18 protein-coding genes are annotated in these 16,119 nt (G+C 67.7%); 10 read left to right on the top strand and 8 right to left on the bottom strand.

The annotated features are described in order from the left end of the window. Positions 1-91: 91 nt before the first annotated feature. Together AB839_RS05555 and AB839_RS05550 are read right to left on the bottom strand one after the other, a co-directional pair. Positions 92-1,276 (bottom strand): MFS transporter, encoded by a 1,185-nt coding sequence (locus tag AB839_RS05555; protein ID WP_061478609.1) that lies wholly within the window; start codon positions 1,274-1,276, stop codon positions 92-94. Beyond that, a complete protein-coding gene (locus AB839_RS05550) occupies positions 1,273-2,451 on the bottom strand; it encodes a serine hydrolase domain-containing protein (RefSeq protein WP_061478608.1) in 1,179 nt (392 codons plus the stop codon). The genes AB839_RS05555 and AB839_RS05550 overlap by 4 nt, the downstream gene beginning before the upstream one ends. Positions 2,452-2,678: 227 nt before the next feature. On the opposite strand from AB839_RS05550, the gene AB839_RS05545 reads away from it, so the two are divergent. After that, the gene (locus AB839_RS05545; protein ID WP_061478607.1) at positions 2,679-3,578 is read left to right on the top strand and encodes a LysR family transcriptional regulator; all 900 of its coding nucleotides are present in this window, start codon (positions 2,679-2,681) and stop codon (positions 3,576-3,578) included. Positions 3,579-3,841: 263 nt separating this feature from the next. After that, complete coding sequence (locus AB839_RS05540; protein ID WP_061478606.1) at positions 3,842-5,449, top strand: ATP-binding cassette domain-containing protein; 1,608 nt, start codon at positions 3,842-3,844, stop codon at positions 5,447-5,449. Between the two features lie 143 nt (positions 5,450-5,592). Here AB839_RS05540 and AB839_RS05535 read toward each other — a convergent pair whose 3' ends face one another. Next, complete coding sequence (locus AB839_RS05535) at positions 5,593-6,918, bottom strand: GTP-binding protein (RefSeq protein ID WP_061478605.1); 1,326 nt, start codon at positions 6,916-6,918, stop codon at positions 5,593-5,595. Positions 6,919-6,987: 69 nt separating this feature from the next. On the opposite strand from AB839_RS05535, the gene AB839_RS05530 reads away from it, so the two are divergent. Further along, the gene (locus AB839_RS05530) at positions 6,988-7,359 is read left to right on the top strand and encodes a MerC domain-containing protein (RefSeq protein WP_061478604.1); all 372 of its coding nucleotides are present in this window, start codon (positions 6,988-6,990) and stop codon (positions 7,357-7,359) included. 56 nt (positions 7,360-7,415) lie between these two features. On the opposite strand, the gene AB839_RS05525 is transcribed toward AB839_RS05530, so the two are convergent. Continuing rightward, a complete protein-coding gene (locus AB839_RS05525; protein WP_061478603.1) occupies positions 7,416-7,700 on the bottom strand; it encodes a metal-sensing transcriptional repressor in 285 nt (94 codons plus the stop codon). Between the two features lie 50 nt (positions 7,701-7,750). On the opposite strand from AB839_RS05525, the gene dmeF reads away from it, so the two are divergent. Next, positions 7,751-8,689 carry a CDF family Co(II)/Ni(II) efflux transporter DmeF gene (gene dmeF / locus AB839_RS05520; RefSeq protein WP_061478602.1) on the top strand — a complete coding sequence of 313 codons (939 nt, stop codon included), beginning with the start codon at positions 7,751-7,753 and terminating at the stop codon, positions 8,687-8,689. 86 nt (positions 8,690-8,775) lie between these two features. On the opposite strand, the gene AB839_RS05515 is transcribed toward dmeF, so the two are convergent. Continuing rightward, positions 8,776-9,060: a hypothetical protein gene (locus tag AB839_RS05515; RefSeq protein WP_061478601.1), complete on the bottom strand. Its 285-nt coding sequence runs from the start codon at positions 9,058-9,060 to the stop codon at positions 8,776-8,778. A gap of 90 nt (positions 9,061-9,150) precedes the next feature. On the opposite strand from AB839_RS05515, the gene AB839_RS05510 reads away from it, so the two are divergent. The 4 genes from AB839_RS05510 to AB839_RS05495 all read left to right on the top strand — a co-directional run bounded on the left by AB839_RS05510 (position 9,151) and on the right by AB839_RS05495 (position 11,788). After that, positions 9,151-9,567 (top strand): hypothetical protein, encoded by a 417-nt coding sequence (locus tag AB839_RS05510; protein ID WP_061478600.1) that lies wholly within the window; start codon positions 9,151-9,153, stop codon positions 9,565-9,567. A gap of 145 nt (positions 9,568-9,712) precedes the next feature. Next, positions 9,713-10,381, top strand: a complete 669-nt coding sequence (locus tag AB839_RS21435; protein ID WP_134969151.1) for a hypothetical protein — start codon at positions 9,713-9,715, stop codon at positions 10,379-10,381. A gap of 115 nt (positions 10,382-10,496) precedes the next feature. Beyond that, positions 10,497-10,817, top strand: a complete 321-nt coding sequence (locus AB839_RS05500; protein ID WP_061478598.1) for a hypothetical protein — start codon at positions 10,497-10,499, stop codon at positions 10,815-10,817. A gap of 128 nt (positions 10,818-10,945) precedes the next feature. Then, positions 10,946-11,788: an MnmC family methyltransferase gene (locus AB839_RS05495; protein WP_061478597.1), complete on the top strand. Its 843-nt coding sequence runs from the start codon at positions 10,946-10,948 to the stop codon at positions 11,786-11,788. 3 nt (positions 11,789-11,791) lie between these two features. Here the strand turns inward: AB839_RS05495 and AB839_RS05490 are convergent, their stop codons facing one another. Together AB839_RS05490 and AB839_RS05485 are read right to left on the bottom strand one after the other, a co-directional pair. After that, complete coding sequence (locus tag AB839_RS05490) at positions 11,792-12,760, bottom strand: polysaccharide deacetylase family protein (RefSeq protein WP_061478596.1); 969 nt, start codon at positions 12,758-12,760, stop codon at positions 11,792-11,794. A 64-nt stretch (positions 12,761-12,824) separates the two neighbouring features. Beyond that, complete coding sequence (locus tag AB839_RS05485; protein ID WP_081280950.1) at positions 12,825-13,469, bottom strand: hypothetical protein; 645 nt, start codon at positions 13,467-13,469, stop codon at positions 12,825-12,827. A gap of 134 nt (positions 13,470-13,603) precedes the next feature. Here AB839_RS05485 and AB839_RS05480 point away from each other — a divergent pair, with 134 nt between their 5' ends. Beyond that, positions 13,604-14,284: a hypothetical protein gene (locus tag AB839_RS05480; RefSeq protein ID WP_061478651.1), complete on the top strand. Its 681-nt coding sequence runs from the start codon at positions 13,604-13,606 to the stop codon at positions 14,282-14,284. A 293-nt stretch (positions 14,285-14,577) separates the two neighbouring features. Here the strand turns inward: AB839_RS05480 and AB839_RS05475 are convergent, their stop codons facing one another. After that, positions 14,578-15,390 carry an alpha/beta hydrolase gene (locus tag AB839_RS05475; protein ID WP_061478594.1) on the bottom strand — a complete coding sequence of 271 codons (813 nt, stop codon included), beginning with the start codon at positions 15,388-15,390 and terminating at the stop codon, positions 14,578-14,580. A gap of 227 nt (positions 15,391-15,617) precedes the next feature. On the opposite strand from AB839_RS05475, the gene AB839_RS05470 reads away from it, so the two are divergent. Further along, positions 15,618-16,097 carry a nuclear transport factor 2 family protein gene (locus AB839_RS05470; RefSeq protein WP_061478593.1) on the top strand — a complete coding sequence of 160 codons (480 nt, stop codon included), beginning with the start codon at positions 15,618-15,620 and terminating at the stop codon, positions 16,095-16,097. The last annotated feature ends 22 nt before the right edge of the window (positions 16,098-16,119 follow it).

Here is a 16,119-nt window from a genome sequence, read left to right as displayed (position 1 = left end):
CGCTGCGCTCGGTAGATCCACGCCATGCGTGAATGGCGTGGACCACGGCAGTGCCGGCCGCTGGCCGGCACCTCCAACGTTTGGCCTGCGCCTACGCCCAGGCCTTCGGCCGTGCCAGCAGCCACGCGGCGGTCACCGCCAGCAGCAGCAACGGCAGCCATCCCAGCTGGCGTGGGCCGCTGGCCTGCAGCAGCACGCCGCCTGCCACGCCGCCGGCCGCAATGGCCAGGTTCCAGCCGGTCACCAGCATCGACTGCGCCAGGTCCGCAGCGGCCCCAGCGCGCCGTGCCAAGGCGGTCTGGAACAGGGTCGGCACGGCGCCGAACGCCACGCCCCACAGGATCGTCGCCAGCAGCAGTGCGCTCGCCACGCCAGGCCACACCAGCAAAGCCAGCACCGGCACGATGAAGCCGATCACCGCCGCCCACACCAGCGCATGCAGGTGGCGATCCACGCCCCAGCCGGCAATCACGATGCCGGCAATCGCCGCCATGCCGAACGCCAGCAGCAGCCGGTCCAGCCAAGCACCGGCACCCGCGTCGACCGCCAGCGGCTCGATATAGGTGTACAGCACGTTGTGCGCCAGCACGTACAGCGCCATCACCAGCAGCGCACTGCGTACACCGGGCAGGCGCCACACGGTCGCCAGCGAAGTGCGTTGCCCGGCCTCAGCGGCCGGCAGCGCAGGCAACGCCCAGCGCGCGTAGGCCAGCAGCAGCAGACCCAGCACGCTCATCAGCGCGAACGCCCAGCGCCAGCCGATCTGCTGGCCCAGCAGCGTCCCTGCCGGCACCCCCAGCGACAGCGCCAGCGGCGAACCGACCATCGCGACCGCGATGGCCCGTCCCTGCAGCGACGGCACCACCATGCGCGCGGCATAACCGGCCACCAGCGACCACAGCAGGCCACCGCTCACGCCGGCCAGGAAGCGCGCAGCCAGGATCAGCGCGTAACTGCTGCTCAACGCCGTCAGCGTATTGACCACCACGAAGCCAGCGATGGCCGCCAGCAGCAGCGGACGCCGTGGCAGGCGCTGGGTCAGCGCGGTCATCGGCAGTGCAGCCATCACCGAACCCAGCGCATACACGCTCACCAGCTGGCCGACCGCCGCATCACTCACGCCCAGGCTTTCGCCCATCGGCCGCAGCACACCCGCCGGGAGGGTCTCGGTCAACAGGGTGATGAAGCCGCCACCGGCCAAGGCAAGCAGGCCCGCCCACGGCAGGCGCGTGGCCTCGCCGGGCGGACTGGCGGCATCGATGGCATGGCCGCTCATCGCGTTGCCCCCAGGTCGGCATAAATCGCATCGCGCAGGTCATCGACGAATACGCCATCCATCCCTTCGTACAGGGTGTTGGTCAGCGCCACCACGCTCAGCCCACGCGACGGGTCGACGAACCAGCTGTGCCCGTAGGCACCGCCCCAGCGCCAGGTGCCTTCGCGCTGTGGCGTGCCGCTGGCGGCGGCGTCGCGCAGTACCGCAAAGCCCAGCCCGAAGCCCCAGCCGGCCGGTTCCGGCGGCCCCTGTTCGCCCACCTGCCCGGTGGCCATCTCCTCCGCCAGCGCGAGTGGCAACAGGCCAGAGCGCTGTACGTCGCGCAAGGCCTCGAGCACCGCCATCACCTCATCGGCGGTACCGACCAGGCCGGCGCCGGCCGAAGCGAACCGGCTGGCGTCGGTGGCACGCGCAAGGCTGTACTCGATGCCGACCGTGCCCTCGAACGGCGCGACCGTCTCGCCTTCCTGCAGGCGATGCGGCTGCGGCGTGTCGCTCACATACGGCGTGGCCAGCCGCTCTGCATCGCGCGTGGCGAACGCGGTGTCGCGCAGGCCCAAGGGGGCAGCCAGCAGACGCTGGAACAGCGCCTGCAGCGTTTCACCGGTCGCGGCTTCGGCCACCGCACCGGCCACGTCCACGCCCAACGAGTAAAGCCACTGGCTGCCCGGCTCGAACAGCAGTGGCGCCTGCGCGATCCGGCGTACGTTCTCGGCCAGGGAAAGCGGGTTGGCGTCCATGCCATCGCTGACCCCAGCGCGCGCGTAGGGCCCCACCGCATCAGCCTCCAGGAAGCGATAGCCCAGCCCGCTGCTGTGGCTGAGCAGCTGGCGCAGGCTGATCGGCGGCGTGCGGCCATCGGCCAGCGCCGGGCGGAAGTCCGGCAGCCAGCGCTGTACCGGTGTGTCGAGGTCGAGCACGCCTTCGGCCACCAGGCGCAGGATCACCGTGGCCAGCAACGGCTTGCTGACCGATGCCAGCCGGAACAGCTGATCGCGCTGCATCGGCCTGGCCGACTCGCGATCGGCCAGCCCGGTCGCGCTGGCATGGCGCAGCACGCCGTGCTCGCGCACCAGCACCACCGCACCGACCAGGCGCAGCGGGTGGACCTGCTGCAGCAGCCGCTGCACCGAAGGCAGCGTCGGTGCAGGTTCAAGGGAAAGAGCGGCATTCATCGCGGTGATCCGTGGGGAGAGGCCCGCCACGTTAGGCAGCACGACGCGGCGCAAAAAGCCGGTTGCCGCTCCGGGCATCATGGACCGTGCAGTCCGCAATCGGCATGATGCCCGGAACTGGAACGCCGCAAGGGCTGCCCGAGGCCCCGCACCACAGTGTTGCGACGGCCGCGCCGCGTGCCGCGATCACCCGCCCCTACCCTGCCGTTTTCATCGCCGGTACGCCCATGTCAGTCCTGGACAACCTCGCCAACCTGCAGACCTTCGTCCACGCCGCCGACACCCGCAGCTTCGTCGAGACCGGGCGCCTGCAGGGCATCTCGGCATCGGCCGCAGGCAAATGCGTTGCGCGGCTGGAGCACGCACTGGGCGTGCGCCTGTTCCACCGCAGCACGCGCAGCATCACCCTCACCGCCGAGGGCCAGCTGTTCCTGGTGCGCTGCCGGCGCATCCTCGACGAACGCGATGCCGCGCGCACCGAACTGGCGCAACCGCACGCTGCACCGAGCGGCACGCTGCGGATCAGCCTGCCACTGGTAGGCGACCTCACCCTGCCGTTGATGGCCGAATTCATGGCCGCGTATCCGGACATCCGCCTCGACCTGGATTTCAGCGACCGGCTGGTCGATGTCATCGAGGAAGGTTTCGATGCGGTGCTGCGCGTTGGCGAACCCAGCGACTCGCGGATGAACGCGCGCCGGCTGGGGGTGTTCCCGCGGCGTGTCGTCGCCTCGCCGGGCTACCTGCAGCGTCGCGGCGTTCCACGCACGCCGGCCGACCTGCTGCAGCACACGTTGCTGCACTATCGCTTCCCCAGCACCGGCAAGCTGGAGCCGTGGCCGATCCACTGGCCCGACCACGAAACACCGCAGGAGCTGCCGGTGCACATGGTGGCCAACACCATCGAGGCGCGGGTGGCGCTGGCGCTGCGCGATACCGGCCTGGCCTTCGTGCCGGTGCACTCGGTGCGCGATGCGCTGGCCGGCGGCCGCCTGGTCACCGTGCTGGAGGATCATGTGCACTCCTGCGGCACCTTCCACCTGCTGTGGCCGTCGGGCCGACACGTATTGCCGAAGCTGCGGGTGTTCATCGACTTCGTCGGCGCCCGCCTGGACACCGTGCCGTAGATCCACGCCATGCATGGATGCGTCTCGCGGCGAAAGGAAGCCGAGCATCGGCTCGGCTCTACAGAACCACCCGACCATCGGTAGCGCCGGGCCATGCCCGGCGGCCGCACACCTGACCATTCAGCCACTGCCGCTATACTGCCCGCTCATTCCTCCCAGAGGCTCGCGACCAATGCGCCATTGATGCCGCCGTCTTCCCAAAAGACGGCCTGACTCTTCCCGCCCCTGCGCGCAGGGGAGAACCCGGCATCCATGGAGGTCGCATGACCACACATTCCCTCACGCTCGATCGCGTGTCGTATCGGCTGGCCGACGGCCGCCCGCTGTTTTCCGATCTGTCGTTCTCCTTCGATCCGGTCGCCACAGGCCTGGTCGGTGCCAATGGCACCGGCAAGAGCGTGCTCGCACGCCTGCTGGCCGGTCGGGTGCGACCAGAGAACGGGCAGGTGCGCAGCAGCGGCCGCGTGTTCCTGTTGCCGACGCCCGGCTATCCACCCGCCGGCACGGTCGGTGAACTGGCCGGCGTCGGCGCGGAACTGGCCGCGCTGCAACGCATCGAAGCCGGCAGCGTGGATGAGGCCGACTTCGCCTGCGTCGGCGACCATTGGGATCTGCGCGAGCGCCTGCAGCAGCAATGGCAGGCGCTCCGCCTGCCCGACGATCTCGATCCCGCCCAACCCGCCGCGCGTCTCAGTGGCGGCCAGGCCATGCAGGTGGCGCTGTCCGGCGCCTGGGCCAGCGGCGCCGATTGGCTGATCCTGGACGAGCCCAGCAACCACCTCGATGGCCGCCATCGCCAGCAGTTGTACGAACGGTTGCAGCAGTGGCGCGGCGCCCTGCTGGTGATCAGCCATGATCGCGAGCTGCTGGCGCAGATGCAGCAGATCGTCGAGCTCGACGCGCGCGGGCTGCATCGCTATGGCGGCCCGTGGCAGCACTACGCCGACGCGCGGTCCGCCGAACGCGAAGCGGCCGCCGCACAGCTCGACCACGCCCGCGCCCAGCACCGGCAGCAACAGCGCAGCGCGCGCGAGCAGCAGGAACGTCAGCAGCAGCGCCAGGCGCGTGGTAATCGCGATGCGAAGCAGGCCAACCAGGCACCGATCCTGCTTGGCCGGCAGAAACAGCGTGCAGAGGCCAGCCGCGGGCGCGCGCAACAGGTACAGGCCGATCGTCTGCAGGCCAGCGCCGACCAGCTGCGCGCAGCGGCTTCGGCAGTTCACGCCGCGCCGGAGCTGGCGCTGTTCGCCGGTGACGGTGAACGCGGCAACGCACGTCTGCTGCAGGCGGAGTCGCTGGTGCTGCCACAGGGTTGCAGTGCACCGTTGCAATTGGAGATCCGCCGCGGCCAGCGCATCGCCGTGGTCGGTGACAACGGCAGTGGCAAGTCCACGCTCCTGCGCGTGCTGGCCGGCCAGCTGCCTGCACGCAGCGGCATCGTGCAGCGCCATGCACCTCTGGCGCTGCTCGACCAGCAGCTGCTGGGGTTGTCCGGCCAGTGCAGCATCCTTGACACCGTGCAGGCCGCCAACCCGCGTGCCGACCCCAGCGAACTGCGAACACGACTGGCCCTGCTCGGGCTGGACGCACAGCGCATTCAGCGCGCAGCCCACAGCCTCAGCGATGGTGAACGGGTGAAAGGCGCGCTGGCCAGCGCGCTGTATGCCGATCCCGCACCGCAGCTGTTGCTGCTGGACGAGCCGGGCAACGCGCTGGATCTGAGCGCGTTGCAGGCACTGGAAGAACTGCTGGCGGCATGGCCGGGCGCGCTGCTGATGGTCAGCCACGACCGGCACCTGCTGCAGGCGTTGCGGCCGACCCACGTGCTGCAGGTGGGCACCGGGGGTTGGCAGTGGCGTGACGCCTTGTAGATCCACGCCATGCGTGGATCTGCTGCAGCAGCCGAGCGTCGGCTCGGCTCTACAGGCTAGGCCATGCGTGGATGCATGCATGGCCTATCGACCAGGGGTAGTGCCGGCCGCTGGCCGGCAACCCATGGATCCTCAGGGCACCGTCACCGCTTCCACACCGGGAACGCCTGCGGCAGCTGTTGCCACAGCAGCGGCCCCGCACGCAGTTCCTGGTCGTTGAGCAGGCACGCGTCCAGCTCCGCACGCACCGCGCGCTCATCCATGTGCACGCCAATCACCACCAGCTCCTGGCGGCGGTCGCCCCACAGCGGGTGCCACAGCCGCTGCATCGCCAAATACGCGGCCGCATCCGGGAAGTCTTCCAGACCCGGCAACGGTGCGCTCCAGCAGTCGGCCTGCTGCCGCGCCCAGCCCAGGTCGCTGTACGGCAGCGGCGTGGGCGGCAGCAGTGGCGCGGTGTCCTCCAGCCCAGCCCGCACGCGATCACGCGCGGCGTACCAGAACCCCGCCGCCTGCGTTCGCGTCGCGGCACCCACGGTGTTCAGCTCACCCACCCAGTCCATGCGATTGGCCAGCCAGAACCAGCCCTTGCTGCGGATCACGCCGGGCATCCCCGACTGCAGCGCGCGGGCGAAGCGCGCGGGATGGAACGGTCGCCGCGAGCGGTAGACGAAACTGGCGATGCCGTACTCTTCGGTCTCCGGCGTATGCTCGCCACGCAGTTCCTTCACCCAGCCCGGCGCACGTTGCGCACGCTCGTAGTCGAAGCGGCCGGTGTCCAGCAGCTCGGCCAGTGGCACGTCACCGAAGCGGGACAGCAGCAGCTTCGCGTCGCGGTTCAGGCCACGCAGCACGGCCAGCGTGTCCTGCAGCACTTCGTCATCCACCTGGTCGACCTTGCTGACCACGATCACGTCGGCGAACTCGACCTGCTCGCACAGCAGGTCGACCACGCCGCGGTCGTCATCCGGCCCGGCCTGCTGGCCGCGCTCGGCCAGGCGCAACGTCGAGCCGAAGTCGGCGAGAAACGCGCTGCCATCCACCACCGTCACCATCGTGTCCAGGCGCGCGATGTCACTCAGGCTGAAGCCCTGCTCGTCGCGCACCGCGAACGTGGCCGCCACCGGCATCGGCTCACCGATGCCGGTCGACTCGATCAACAGGTAGTCATAGCGACCGGCGTCGGCCAGGCGCCGCACTTCCTGCAGCAGGTCATCGCGCAGCGTGCAGCAGATGCAGCCATTGCTGAACTCCACCAGCGTCTCTTCGGTGCGGCGCAGTTCGGCGCCGCCCTCGCGCACCAGCTGCGCGTCGATGTTGACCTCGCTCATGTCGTTGACGATGACCGCCACACGCAGGCCGGCGCGGTTGCGCAGGATCTGGTTGAGCAGGGTGGTCTTGCCGGCCCCGAGGAAGCCGGACAGCACGGTGACCGGAAGGCGACGGTCGGCGCGGGAAACAGTGTTCATGTCGGAGCGGGTTGGCTGCGGAGCGGAAATGTTACTGTATAACACTATCTGCGCAAGGAACGTCCCCCGATGAAGTCGCCGTCTGCCGCCCTGCTCGATGCCGGCGCGGTCGCCCTGTCCAGCCTGTGCCTGCTGCACTGCCTGGCGCTGCCCCTGCTTGCCGCCGCTCTGCCGCTGTTCGGCAGCTGGGCCGAAGCGGAATGGGTCCACCTGCTGTTCGTGGCCATCGCCCTGCCGTTGACCGGCTACGCGCTGTGGCGTGCCGAGCGCCGCCATCCATTGCCGGTGCTGGCCTGGGCCACCGCCGGCGCGGGGCTCGGCCTGCTGCTGGCCGGCGCGTTGGCGCTGCCCTCGCACGACTGGGAGACACCGATGACGGTCATCGGCAGCCTGCTGCTGGCCGCCACGCATATCTGGAACGCGCGGCACCGGCACGGGTAGTGCCGGCCGCTGGCCGGCAACCCCATGAACACCGCGGACGGCCGGCACTACCCTTGCTATTTGCCGTAGCGGCGCAGCAGTTCGACCAGCACTTCGGCCTCGGCCGCCCGCTGCTGCGGGTCGTCGGCGCCGACCACATGTTCCTGCAGGTGCTCGTGCAGCAGCTCCATCAGCAGGCTGTGGGCGGCGCCGCGCACCGCAGCAACCTGCACCAGCACGTCCGCACAGTCGCCGACCTCACCTTCCGGCCTGTCCAGCGCCTGCTCCAACGCCGCCACCTGGCCGCCGATCCGGCGTACCCGGGTCAGCAGCTGCTTTCGATTCGTGTGTACATGGGCCATGGGCGCATCGTATACCCTATGGGGGTATCCTTCCACCCTCTGGTCTTCCCATGCACCTGGATGCCCTCGCCGCCGCCCGTCGCCACGAACACCGCTTCGACGACGGCAACCCGCTGGCCGAACGCAATACCCGCCGCGCCCTGTGGCTCACCGTCAGCATGATGCTGGTGGAAATTGTCGGCGGCTGGTGGTTCAACTCCATGGCCGTGCTCGCTGACGGCTGGCACATGAGTTCGCACGCACTCGCGCTGGGCCTGGCAGTGTTCGCCTACCGCTGCGCGCGCCGCTACGCGCTCGACCCGCGCTTCGCCTTCGGCACCTGGAAGATCGAGATCCTGGCCGGCTATACCAGCGCCATCGCCCTGCTTGGCGTCGCCGCGCTGATGGCGGTGCAATCGCTGGAGCGGCTGTGGGTACCGGCGCCGATCCACTACAACGAAGCCATCGCCATCGCTGCGGTCGGGCTGGGCGTGAACCTGCTGTGCGCCTGGTGGCTGCACCACAGCCCGGGCCACGCGCATCACCACCACGGCCACGACCACGATCACACCCATGCGCACGGTCACGACCTCAACCTGCGCTCGGCCTACGTCCACGTGCTGGCCGACGCCGCCACCTCCGTGCTGGCCATCATCGCCCTGCTCGGCGGCAAGCTGCTGGGCCTGACCTGGCTGGACCCGGTGATGGGCCTGGTCGGCGCCGTGCTGGTCACGGTGTGGGCGATCGGCCTGCTGCGCGACAGCGGCCGCATCCTGCTCGACGCGCAGATGGACGCGCCGGTGGTGGCCGAAGTACGCGAAGTGATCGAACAGGGCCCGTGGCCGGCGCGCCTGGCCGACCTGCACGTCTGGCAGGTGGGTCGCGGCAAGTACGCGGTCAGCGCCAGCGTAGTCACCAGTGACGCCACGCTGGATGCCGATACCGTGCGCAACGCGCTGGCGATCCATGAAGAGCTGGTGCACGTAACGGTGGAGATCCACCGTAGCTGATCCTGCGCGACTGCGGTCGAATCTGTAGAGCCGAGCCATGCTCGGCTGTCGCAGGCCATCAGCCGAGTACGGGCTCGGCTCTACAGTCAGAGCTTCAGCATCATCCGCAGCAGGTACATCAGCAGCGGCAGCGCACTCAGCACTGCACCGCCGATGCCGATCCACGGCCAGCGCTCACCGCGCACGCGCGAGGCTACGGCCAGGCCGCCACCCACCAGCGACGCACCCAGCACGCCCACGCCCAGCCCTGCGGCCATGCCATTGCCACCCGCAGCGACCGCCGCCTGTGCCGCCACGGTGCCTGCCCCCCACCCCACTGCAATACCCAGCCAACTGGCCACGCCGCACCACGGTGCCTTGCCTTGCGCCATCCGAAAACCCCTGTGTCCTTGCCGAATTTCTGTACGGGCCACGCCCGCATGCCGCCTACACTAGCCGCACCTGCCCTGTAGGGACATCCCATGCGCACGCTCCGCCTGCTGCTGCCCGGTGCCCTCCTCCTGCTCACCGCCTGCAGTGGTGACGCCGGGCTTCCTTTCAGCGCCGACCCGTTGCAGGGCTGCTTCGCCACCGGCGCGCGCAAGCCGGCCGACTTCCGCATCGACAAGGAAGGCGGCCAGTACTTCGTCTCCTTCAGCCGCGGCGACCAGTGGCAGCGCGAGCCCAATGCGCTGCACAAGGCCACCCGCAGCGAGATCAGCCGCTACTTCCGCGATGACGCCGAGCAGATCGACAGCGCGTTGATCCGCATGGCCGGCGGCTTCGGCATCTTCCACTTCAACAAGGGCGCGACGCTGAAGGGCAAGGCCAGCGACAGCGACTACATGGCGTTGATGCTGATCGGTGCTGGGCCGGTGTATGCGGTGAAGTGCATTTGAGCAGACGTTTGCTACAGCTTCTTTCGTGGTTAACAGTCTGAAACATAAGAAAAGTTTCAAAACAACGATAACTGGATAGGTATCTCGTCGGGCGACCAGAACTCAGTTCAGCATCAGCTCTCCATCCCAAAAGAGGAGCTGAGACATGAAGTTGAAGCAATTCGCCTTTTTGATAGCGGCCTTTCTGCCCGCGACCGCGATTGGCGCTAGCGAGCGCCTAAGCATAGATGTCGTAGTCGCGAATCCAGACGGAAGTGTCAGCGTAGATAGGACAAGCAGCTGGCCAGACTTCAATGGCGGCATCGTGGACGTGACACAGCGCCTGAAACAAGATGATTTTGGGAGACTCAGCTATCGCTATGAAGACCAGAGTAGAGCCACTCAGCTCTATCACCAAGCCTATTGCGAGTCGATGGAAATGACACCCTCAAGCGGGACCATGACGTTGTCGGGTCCCTCCACCGGCTGGTCTTGCTACAGCGATGATCCCGCGCCCCCTGCCGACCCTGTGAACAGTATTGATTGGGCAACGGCGACTGCACCAAGTGGTCGGGTACCCGTTGGTCAGAATATCTTTCCCATTGGGAGCGGGAGTTGGGAGAGCTCTATTGGCGGCATGAGACGTTCAACCCTCAGCGTGGACAATGGACGCTGTATTGCACAGGAAATCGACCACTACGCTGGGCCGTTCAGAGGCAGAACCCAGTTTGGCGTCAATTGCTATTTTTCGCAGTCCAAGTTTGCAAACACCATGATGGAGACCTGCATCCCCAAGCAATGTGCCACCAATAGAGGGACGATCTTCGCTCAATAGCTCCTAGAGGGAGATGCCCATGCCCAAAGGCAGGGCATCTCTCGTCCATGCATCAACGCCATCTACTCACTGGCAAAGGACTGACGAAATGACATTCAGTCTTGGATATTGGAACATGCTGTCCCTCCTGCTGATGGCCGGTGCAATACAGTCTCAGGGGGCCTATGACGAAGTCCGGCAGCTGCCCGATGGCCAGACCCTGATCATGCGCATCCTGGACTGGGATCTCGGTGATGGTCGCCATGAGCGCGTTACCGTGCATTGGCTGCTGCAGGAGGACGGCCGCATGCGCTACGACTTCGATCGGCAGCCACCGCAAACCCAGGAGGTCCATCGCCAATCGTGCGCGCGGCAGGGCATGCAGCCGTCGCGTGGCGTCGGCATGATCGCGGGGGAAGGGACCGCGCACGGCTATAGCTGCACCAGCCAGCGGTAGCCTCGCGCCCACGCCCGGCTGTTCCCCGTCTGCATCCACACAGGGCGTGGATCTACTGCGGCAGCCACGCGTGGCCCCGGCAACAGCTGCGGTACCATGCCCTCCCCCGAACCGCCCCGGTACCCACCGTGCCCCATTACACCGGCCCCCTGCTGACCCGCGACAGCGCCGACACCCTGCGCCGTGCCCATGACAAGGGCGCCGCCGACTGGCAGGGCTCGCTCGACCTCGGCCGCAGCCAGGACAGCGTGGCGCTGGATGCGGACAGCTTCCACTTCCGGGGCCAGCCCTACCCGTGGCCGGGCAAGCTGAAGGACCGCACGCTGTACTACTGGGATGGCGAGGACTTCGCGCCGATCTCGCGCTACAGCGGCTCGCTGATCAAGCTGGTGCCGACCGAATGGGGCGCACCGACCTTCGAGATCGACGGCATCAAGATGCTGCCGACCTCCAAGCTGTCGCCGTTCGAGGATGCGCGCCGCAAGGTGGAGCTGGTCGCCCCGGCCGGCAAGGTCATCCTCGATACCTGCGGTGGCCTCGGTTACTTCGCCGCCTGCGCGCTGGAGGCCGGTGTCGGCCAGATCCGTTCGTTCGAGAAGAACGCCGATGTGATGTGGCTGCGCACGCTCAACCCGTGGTCGCCGGATCCAGACTCTGCTGCCGCCGGTGGCCGCCTGCAGTTCAGCCACGGTGACGTCTCGCAGCAGATCGAACAGGTGGCCAGCAACAGTGTCGACGCAATCCTGCACGACCCACCGCGCTTCGGCATCGCCGGCGAGCTGTACTCGCAGGTGTTCTACGACCACCTCGCCCGCGTCATCCGCAAGGGCGGTCGCCTGTTCCATTACACCGGCGCGCCGAACAAGCTGACCAGCGGCCGCGACGTGCCGCGTGAAGTGGCCAAACGCCTGGAAAAGGCTGGTTTCAAGGCGGAACTGGCGCTCGACGGCGTGCTGGCCGTCAAGCGCTGAGCCTCACTCCGAGTCGACCTTGGCCAGCTTCATCACCCACGCCGGCACCTCGGGTTCGCCGGCGTAGAAGTCCTTCGGCTTGTTCTCCGCCATCGCCCAGCGATGCAGCCAGCTCGGGCCATAGCGGCCGTTGTAGCCTTCCGCACCCCGCGCATACGCTGGATCACGCATCGCTTCGTCCAGTGAAATGAAGCGATAGCCGCGGCGCTTCGTGGCCGCCACCAGTTCGGCAAAGGTGGCCGCATTGAGCTCGTTGGCGTGCATCAGCCACACCTGCGGCAGCGCGTACCCCAGCAGCGCCTGCGACTGCTTCTCGTAGTAATCCAGCTTGTTCAGCATGTACGGCACGTAGCCCTTGCGCAGCTGCGCCAGCGTCGCGTCGCGCGCCGGCGAATCCGCCTGCTCGTTCATCACGTTGGCATAGGCGAACGCCCACACCCATTCCCCGTTGTCCACCGTCACCGGTGCCACGCGATAGCCATGCTGCTTGAAGAACGCCTCCATCTGCACGCGCTCATCCGCGGTGCGCCCGGCGCGCAGGTAGGGGTGGCGCATCCACTGTGGCGCCTGCCCCTTCTCGGCCAGCAGCGGCCGCAGCACCGTTTCGCCGCGCAGGAAATCCTGCTGGAACGCCGCCACGCCCTTCGCATTCAGATCCATGTGCGAGTACGTGTGGTTGCCCAGCACATAGCCCGCATCGCGCCAGTCGCGCAGCATCTGCACCCGCGCCGGCTGCACCTGTCCATTCACCTCAAGCTTGTTCTCGTTGACGAAGCCCACCACCGGCACGCCGGCCTCGCGCAGCTGGGCCATCAACGCTTCGTGCCGGGCCTGCAGATCCGGCGGCACGATCTGGTCCAGCCGTGCCCATGGCAGATCATCGATGGTCACCGCGATACGACGGTCCACCTCGGCGGCGTGTACGGCCAGCGAACACAGCAACAACGGCAACGCACGCAGCAACAAGCGCATCGGGTCTTCCCTGGAGTGGCGAGGCGTCGACTGTAGCGCGATTGCCGCGCGCCGCCGAGCGTGCTCAGCCCGCCCGGGCCCACGCGATCGCGCGCCACAGGGCAACGCCGCCGGCCATCGCGGCCAACAACAGCACCGTCAACACCAGCGCCAGATCATCCGGATTGCGCAGCAGTGGCGCGTTCACCCGCGTCAGGATGTGGAACACCACGCGCTGCGCCTGCTCCAGCGGTACATCACCCTCCGACACCAGCTCCACCAGGCACGCCGTGGGTGACAGCCGCGCCACATTGCTCCACGCATTCTCGTACAGGTGCAGGACCCATCCGGCCAAAGCCAGTGCACCACCGTGCAGCACCATAAGCGCCACGTTCGCCGTGCGCAGCCGATCGCGCAGCCACAGCGCACGGCTTGCGCACACCGCCATGGCCCCCAGCAACGCCAGCACCACGCCTGCCCATGGAATCCAGCCCAGGGGTTGCCAGTCATCCAGTGCGCCCGCACGCGCCATCACCTGTTCGGCAACCTTCAATCGCGCGTGCGCGTCCGGGCCGCCACAGGCCACCGTCACCGGCTCCAGCAACAGCTCCACACGGTAATGGAAGAAGCCGGCAGCCAGTACCACAGACAGCAGCGCGACCCACTGCAGCATCAACAGGATCGGCCCCTGCCCACAGATGCGGCGGATTCGGGAGGTGGCGGCGCTCATCGGTTCATCCATGACAGCAAAGAGCCATCCTAACCAAGCGCTTCGCACGTGTCGGCTGGCGGATGCGACACACACCATGCAGCGCCGTTACGATGGCACGGTTGTTTGAATGCGAATTTTCCTTGGTGTTCCCGATGGTGATGCTGTACCTGATCGTACGAACGCTGCTGCCCCTGCTGGCATTCGTGCTCGCGTGGTGGCTGCTCGCCTGCCTGATCGACGCGCGCGTCGCCCGGCTGCCACGCGTCCCGTTGAACCTGCCGGCGCACAGCAGCAGCCCGCGCAGGAAGGATCGGCGCATCTACGCGCGCAAGCTGCGGCGCAAGCCGGGGCTGCGCACGGCAACCCGCGCCGCCGCCGCGCCGCGCAGTTGGCGCCTCGCCGCAGCCGTCCTGTCGATAGGCGTGCTGGCCGCCACTGTGGTCGCCATCCCCGATGGCGCGCGCTTCCAGGTGATGGTGGGCAATGTCATGGGCTACCCGGGAACCATCATCGAGGTGCGTGTTCCCGCAGCAGCACAGCCTGTCGTGCTGCAGGCATGGCGCCCCGTACTGGCACACCTGGGAAGGCCCGTAGCGATGCGCTATCCGATTGCTCGCACCGGCGGCGAGCATGAAGCCCATGCGGTCGTACCCGTGCAGGTACGGCTGCAGGGTGATCGCCTGCAGGTGGCCGTCGCGCGACCGGTAGACGCTGAAATGCTGCGCGCAGAATTGGCACGGCTGGCCGGGTTGCCAATCGAGGCCATTGACGTACAGCAACGCGACGTTGCGCCGTGGAGAGAGTCGGGCTGGCGGCCACTGCCCGGCCCGTAGCGCCGCGCCCATGCTCGGCTGCCCTTTGCCCCTTCCCCGGACGGCACGCGCTGCGCGCGCCAGCCGAGCATCGGCTCGGCTCTAGATCAAGCCCACACCCAGGTTGTGAATCACGACCCACGCGGCAGCTTCGCCGCCCACATGTTGTCCACCAGGTTCGGATACCGCCGCCCGTTCTCCTCGGCACGTTGCCGTGCCGCCGCCTTCTGCGCATCCGACAGCGGTTGCGACGTCTGCCCTTTGGGCCTGGGCTTTTTCCACGGGGGTGTCTTTGGCTCGCGCATCGCCGCAGCTTACCGCTTCAGGAAGTTCAGCAGCGCCAGATTGAAGCGGTCGGCGTGGCTGGTGTTGCAGCCGTGCGGCGCCCCCTCCAGGATCACCACTTCGCTGCCCTTGATGGCCTTGTGGGTACGCTGGCCAGAGCCCTCGAACGGCACGATGGCGTCACTGTCGCCGTGCAGGATCAAGGTCGGCACCGTGATCTTCTTCAGGTCATCCCGGAAATCGGTCGTGGCGAACGCCTTCATGCAGCCCAGCGCCGCCGCCTGGTCGGATTGATGGCACAGCGCGATCGCCGCCTGGCGCGTCTCCTCGGTGACCATCAGCTGGCCGTTGGCGCTGAAGAAGTCGCGGGTGAAGCCATCGAAGAACGCTTCGCGGTCCTTCTCCAATCCGCTGCGCATTTCATCGGCCTTGGCCTGGGTCAGTGGACCTTCCGGATTGTCGTCACTGCGCAGCAGGAACGGCGGCACGGCCGCAGCGAACACCACACTGTGCAGTCGATCCTGGCCATGGTTGGCCACGTAGCGCGCCACCTCGCCGCCGCCCATCGAGAAACCGACCAGGGTGACGTCGCGCAGGTCATGCTCCTCGATCAGCCCCGCCAGGTCCGCCGCCAGCGTGTCGTAGTCATAACCTTCGGCCGGCTTGTCAGAGCGGCCAAAGCCACGCCGGTCGTAGCTGATCACCCGATACTGGGCGTCGCGCAGGATCGCCACCTGCGTCTTCCAGGCATCGGCGGACAGCGGCCAGCCGTGGATCAGGATGACCGGGCGGCCATCGCCACCCGTGTCTTCAACGTGCAGGCGGATGCGGGAAGCAGGCATGGGCGCTCCTGTGGAAGGGAAGGATTTCAGGCTAGTGGTCGTCACCTGTGGCGGCTGTGAGGGAATCCCGGCCGCTCATGACATCCCCTGCACAGGCAACGGCCTCTAGGCTGGAACCGGGCCGCCAATATGGGCATTCATTCCGTGGCAGGGCCGTTTCGTCGGAAGCCGGCTGCAGTGGCCCAAACGCCATGCGAGCCTGCGTGAACCCTCCCTGGAGCCTCGCCATGCTGCTGCCCACCCTGCCCCTGCTGGCCGCCGGCCTCGTTGTCGCGCCAGCGCCCGCCGACACCCTGCGCGTGCAGATCCGCCAGGCCGATACCCAGCTGTTCGCTGCGGCCTTCGAGGCCTGCGATGCCGACAAGGCTGCTGCGATGACGACCGACGACATGGAGTTCTTCCATGACAAGGATGGCAAGTCGGCCAGCAGCCGCGAGGACTTCCGCCACAGCGTGGCCAACCTGTGCAGCAGCGCGCGCAAGGGTGGTTGGCAGCTGCGCCGCGAGCTGGTGGAATCTTCGCTGCAGGTGTTTCCGCTGCACGATGAGCGGGCGCTCGAAATCGGCGACCACCGCTTTTACGAGCGCGGCAAGGACGGCGTGGAACGCTGGACCGGCCAGGCCCGCTTCATCCAGGTCTGGCGCCGCGTGGACGGGCACTGGCTGGCCGAACGGGTGATCAGCTATGACCATCGGCCGGCGGACTGACCTTTCCGGCGCCCTTCACCGC

It is taken from the genome of Stenotrophomonas sp. DDT-1 (assembly GCF_001580555.1).
GTDB lineage: Bacteria > Pseudomonadota > Gammaproteobacteria > Xanthomonadales > Xanthomonadaceae > Stenotrophomonas > Stenotrophomonas sepilia.
This window is presented reverse-complemented; position numbering and strand designations above follow the sequence as displayed.

Bases quoted from the DNA above. Each gene is read 5' to 3' on its own strand.
- AB839_RS05475 (WP_061478594.1), bottom strand. From the start codon at position 15,390: ATGCCTGCTTCCCGCATCCGCCTGCACGTTGAAGACACGGGTGGCGAT.
- AB839_RS05515 (WP_061478601.1), bottom strand. From the start codon at position 9,060: ATGGCGCAAGGCAAGGCACCGTGGTGCGGCGTGGCCAGTTGGCTGGGT.
- AB839_RS05485 (WP_081280950.1), bottom strand. From the start codon at position 13,469: ATGAGCGCCGCCACCTCCCGAATCCGCCGCATCTGTGGGCAGGGGCCG.
- AB839_RS05550 (WP_061478608.1), bottom strand. From the start codon at position 2,451: ATGAATGCCGCTCTTTCCCTTGAACCTGCACCGACGCTGCCTTCGGTG.
- AB839_RS05545 (WP_061478607.1), top strand. From the start codon at position 2,679: ATGTCAGTCCTGGACAACCTCGCCAACCTGCAGACCTTCGTCCACGCC.
- AB839_RS05530 (WP_061478604.1), top strand. From the start codon at position 6,988: ATGAAGTCGCCGTCTGCCGCCCTGCTCGATGCCGGCGCGGTCGCCCTG.
- AB839_RS05500 (WP_061478598.1), top strand. From the start codon at position 10,497: ATGCTGTCCCTCCTGCTGATGGCCGGTGCAATACAGTCTCAGGGGGCC.
- AB839_RS05525 (WP_061478603.1), bottom strand. From the start codon at position 7,700: ATGGCCCATGTACACACGAATCGAAAGCAGCTGCTGACCCGGGTACGC.
- AB839_RS05510 (WP_061478600.1), top strand. From the start codon at position 9,151: ATGCGCACGCTCCGCCTGCTGCTGCCCGGTGCCCTCCTCCTGCTCACC.
- AB839_RS21435 (WP_134969151.1), top strand. From the start codon at position 9,713: ATGAAGTTGAAGCAATTCGCCTTTTTGATAGCGGCCTTTCTGCCCGCG.
- AB839_RS05540 (WP_061478606.1), top strand. From the start codon at position 3,842: ATGACCACACATTCCCTCACGCTCGATCGCGTGTCGTATCGGCTGGCC.
- AB839_RS05535 (WP_061478605.1), bottom strand. From the start codon at position 6,918: ATGAACACTGTTTCCCGCGCCGACCGTCGCCTTCCGGTCACCGTGCTG.
- AB839_RS05555 (WP_061478609.1), bottom strand. From the start codon at position 1,276: ATGAGCGGCCATGCCATCGATGCCGCCAGTCCGCCCGGCGAGGCCACG.
- AB839_RS05470 (WP_061478593.1), top strand. From the start codon at position 15,618: ATGCTGCTGCCCACCCTGCCCCTGCTGGCCGCCGGCCTCGTTGTCGCG.
- dmeF (WP_061478602.1), top strand. From the start codon at position 7,751: ATGCACCTGGATGCCCTCGCCGCCGCCCGTCGCCACGAACACCGCTTC.
- AB839_RS05490 (WP_061478596.1), bottom strand. From the start codon at position 12,760: ATGCGCTTGTTGCTGCGTGCGTTGCCGTTGTTGCTGTGTTCGCTGGCC.
- AB839_RS05480 (WP_061478651.1), top strand. From the start codon at position 13,604: ATGGTGATGCTGTACCTGATCGTACGAACGCTGCTGCCCCTGCTGGCA.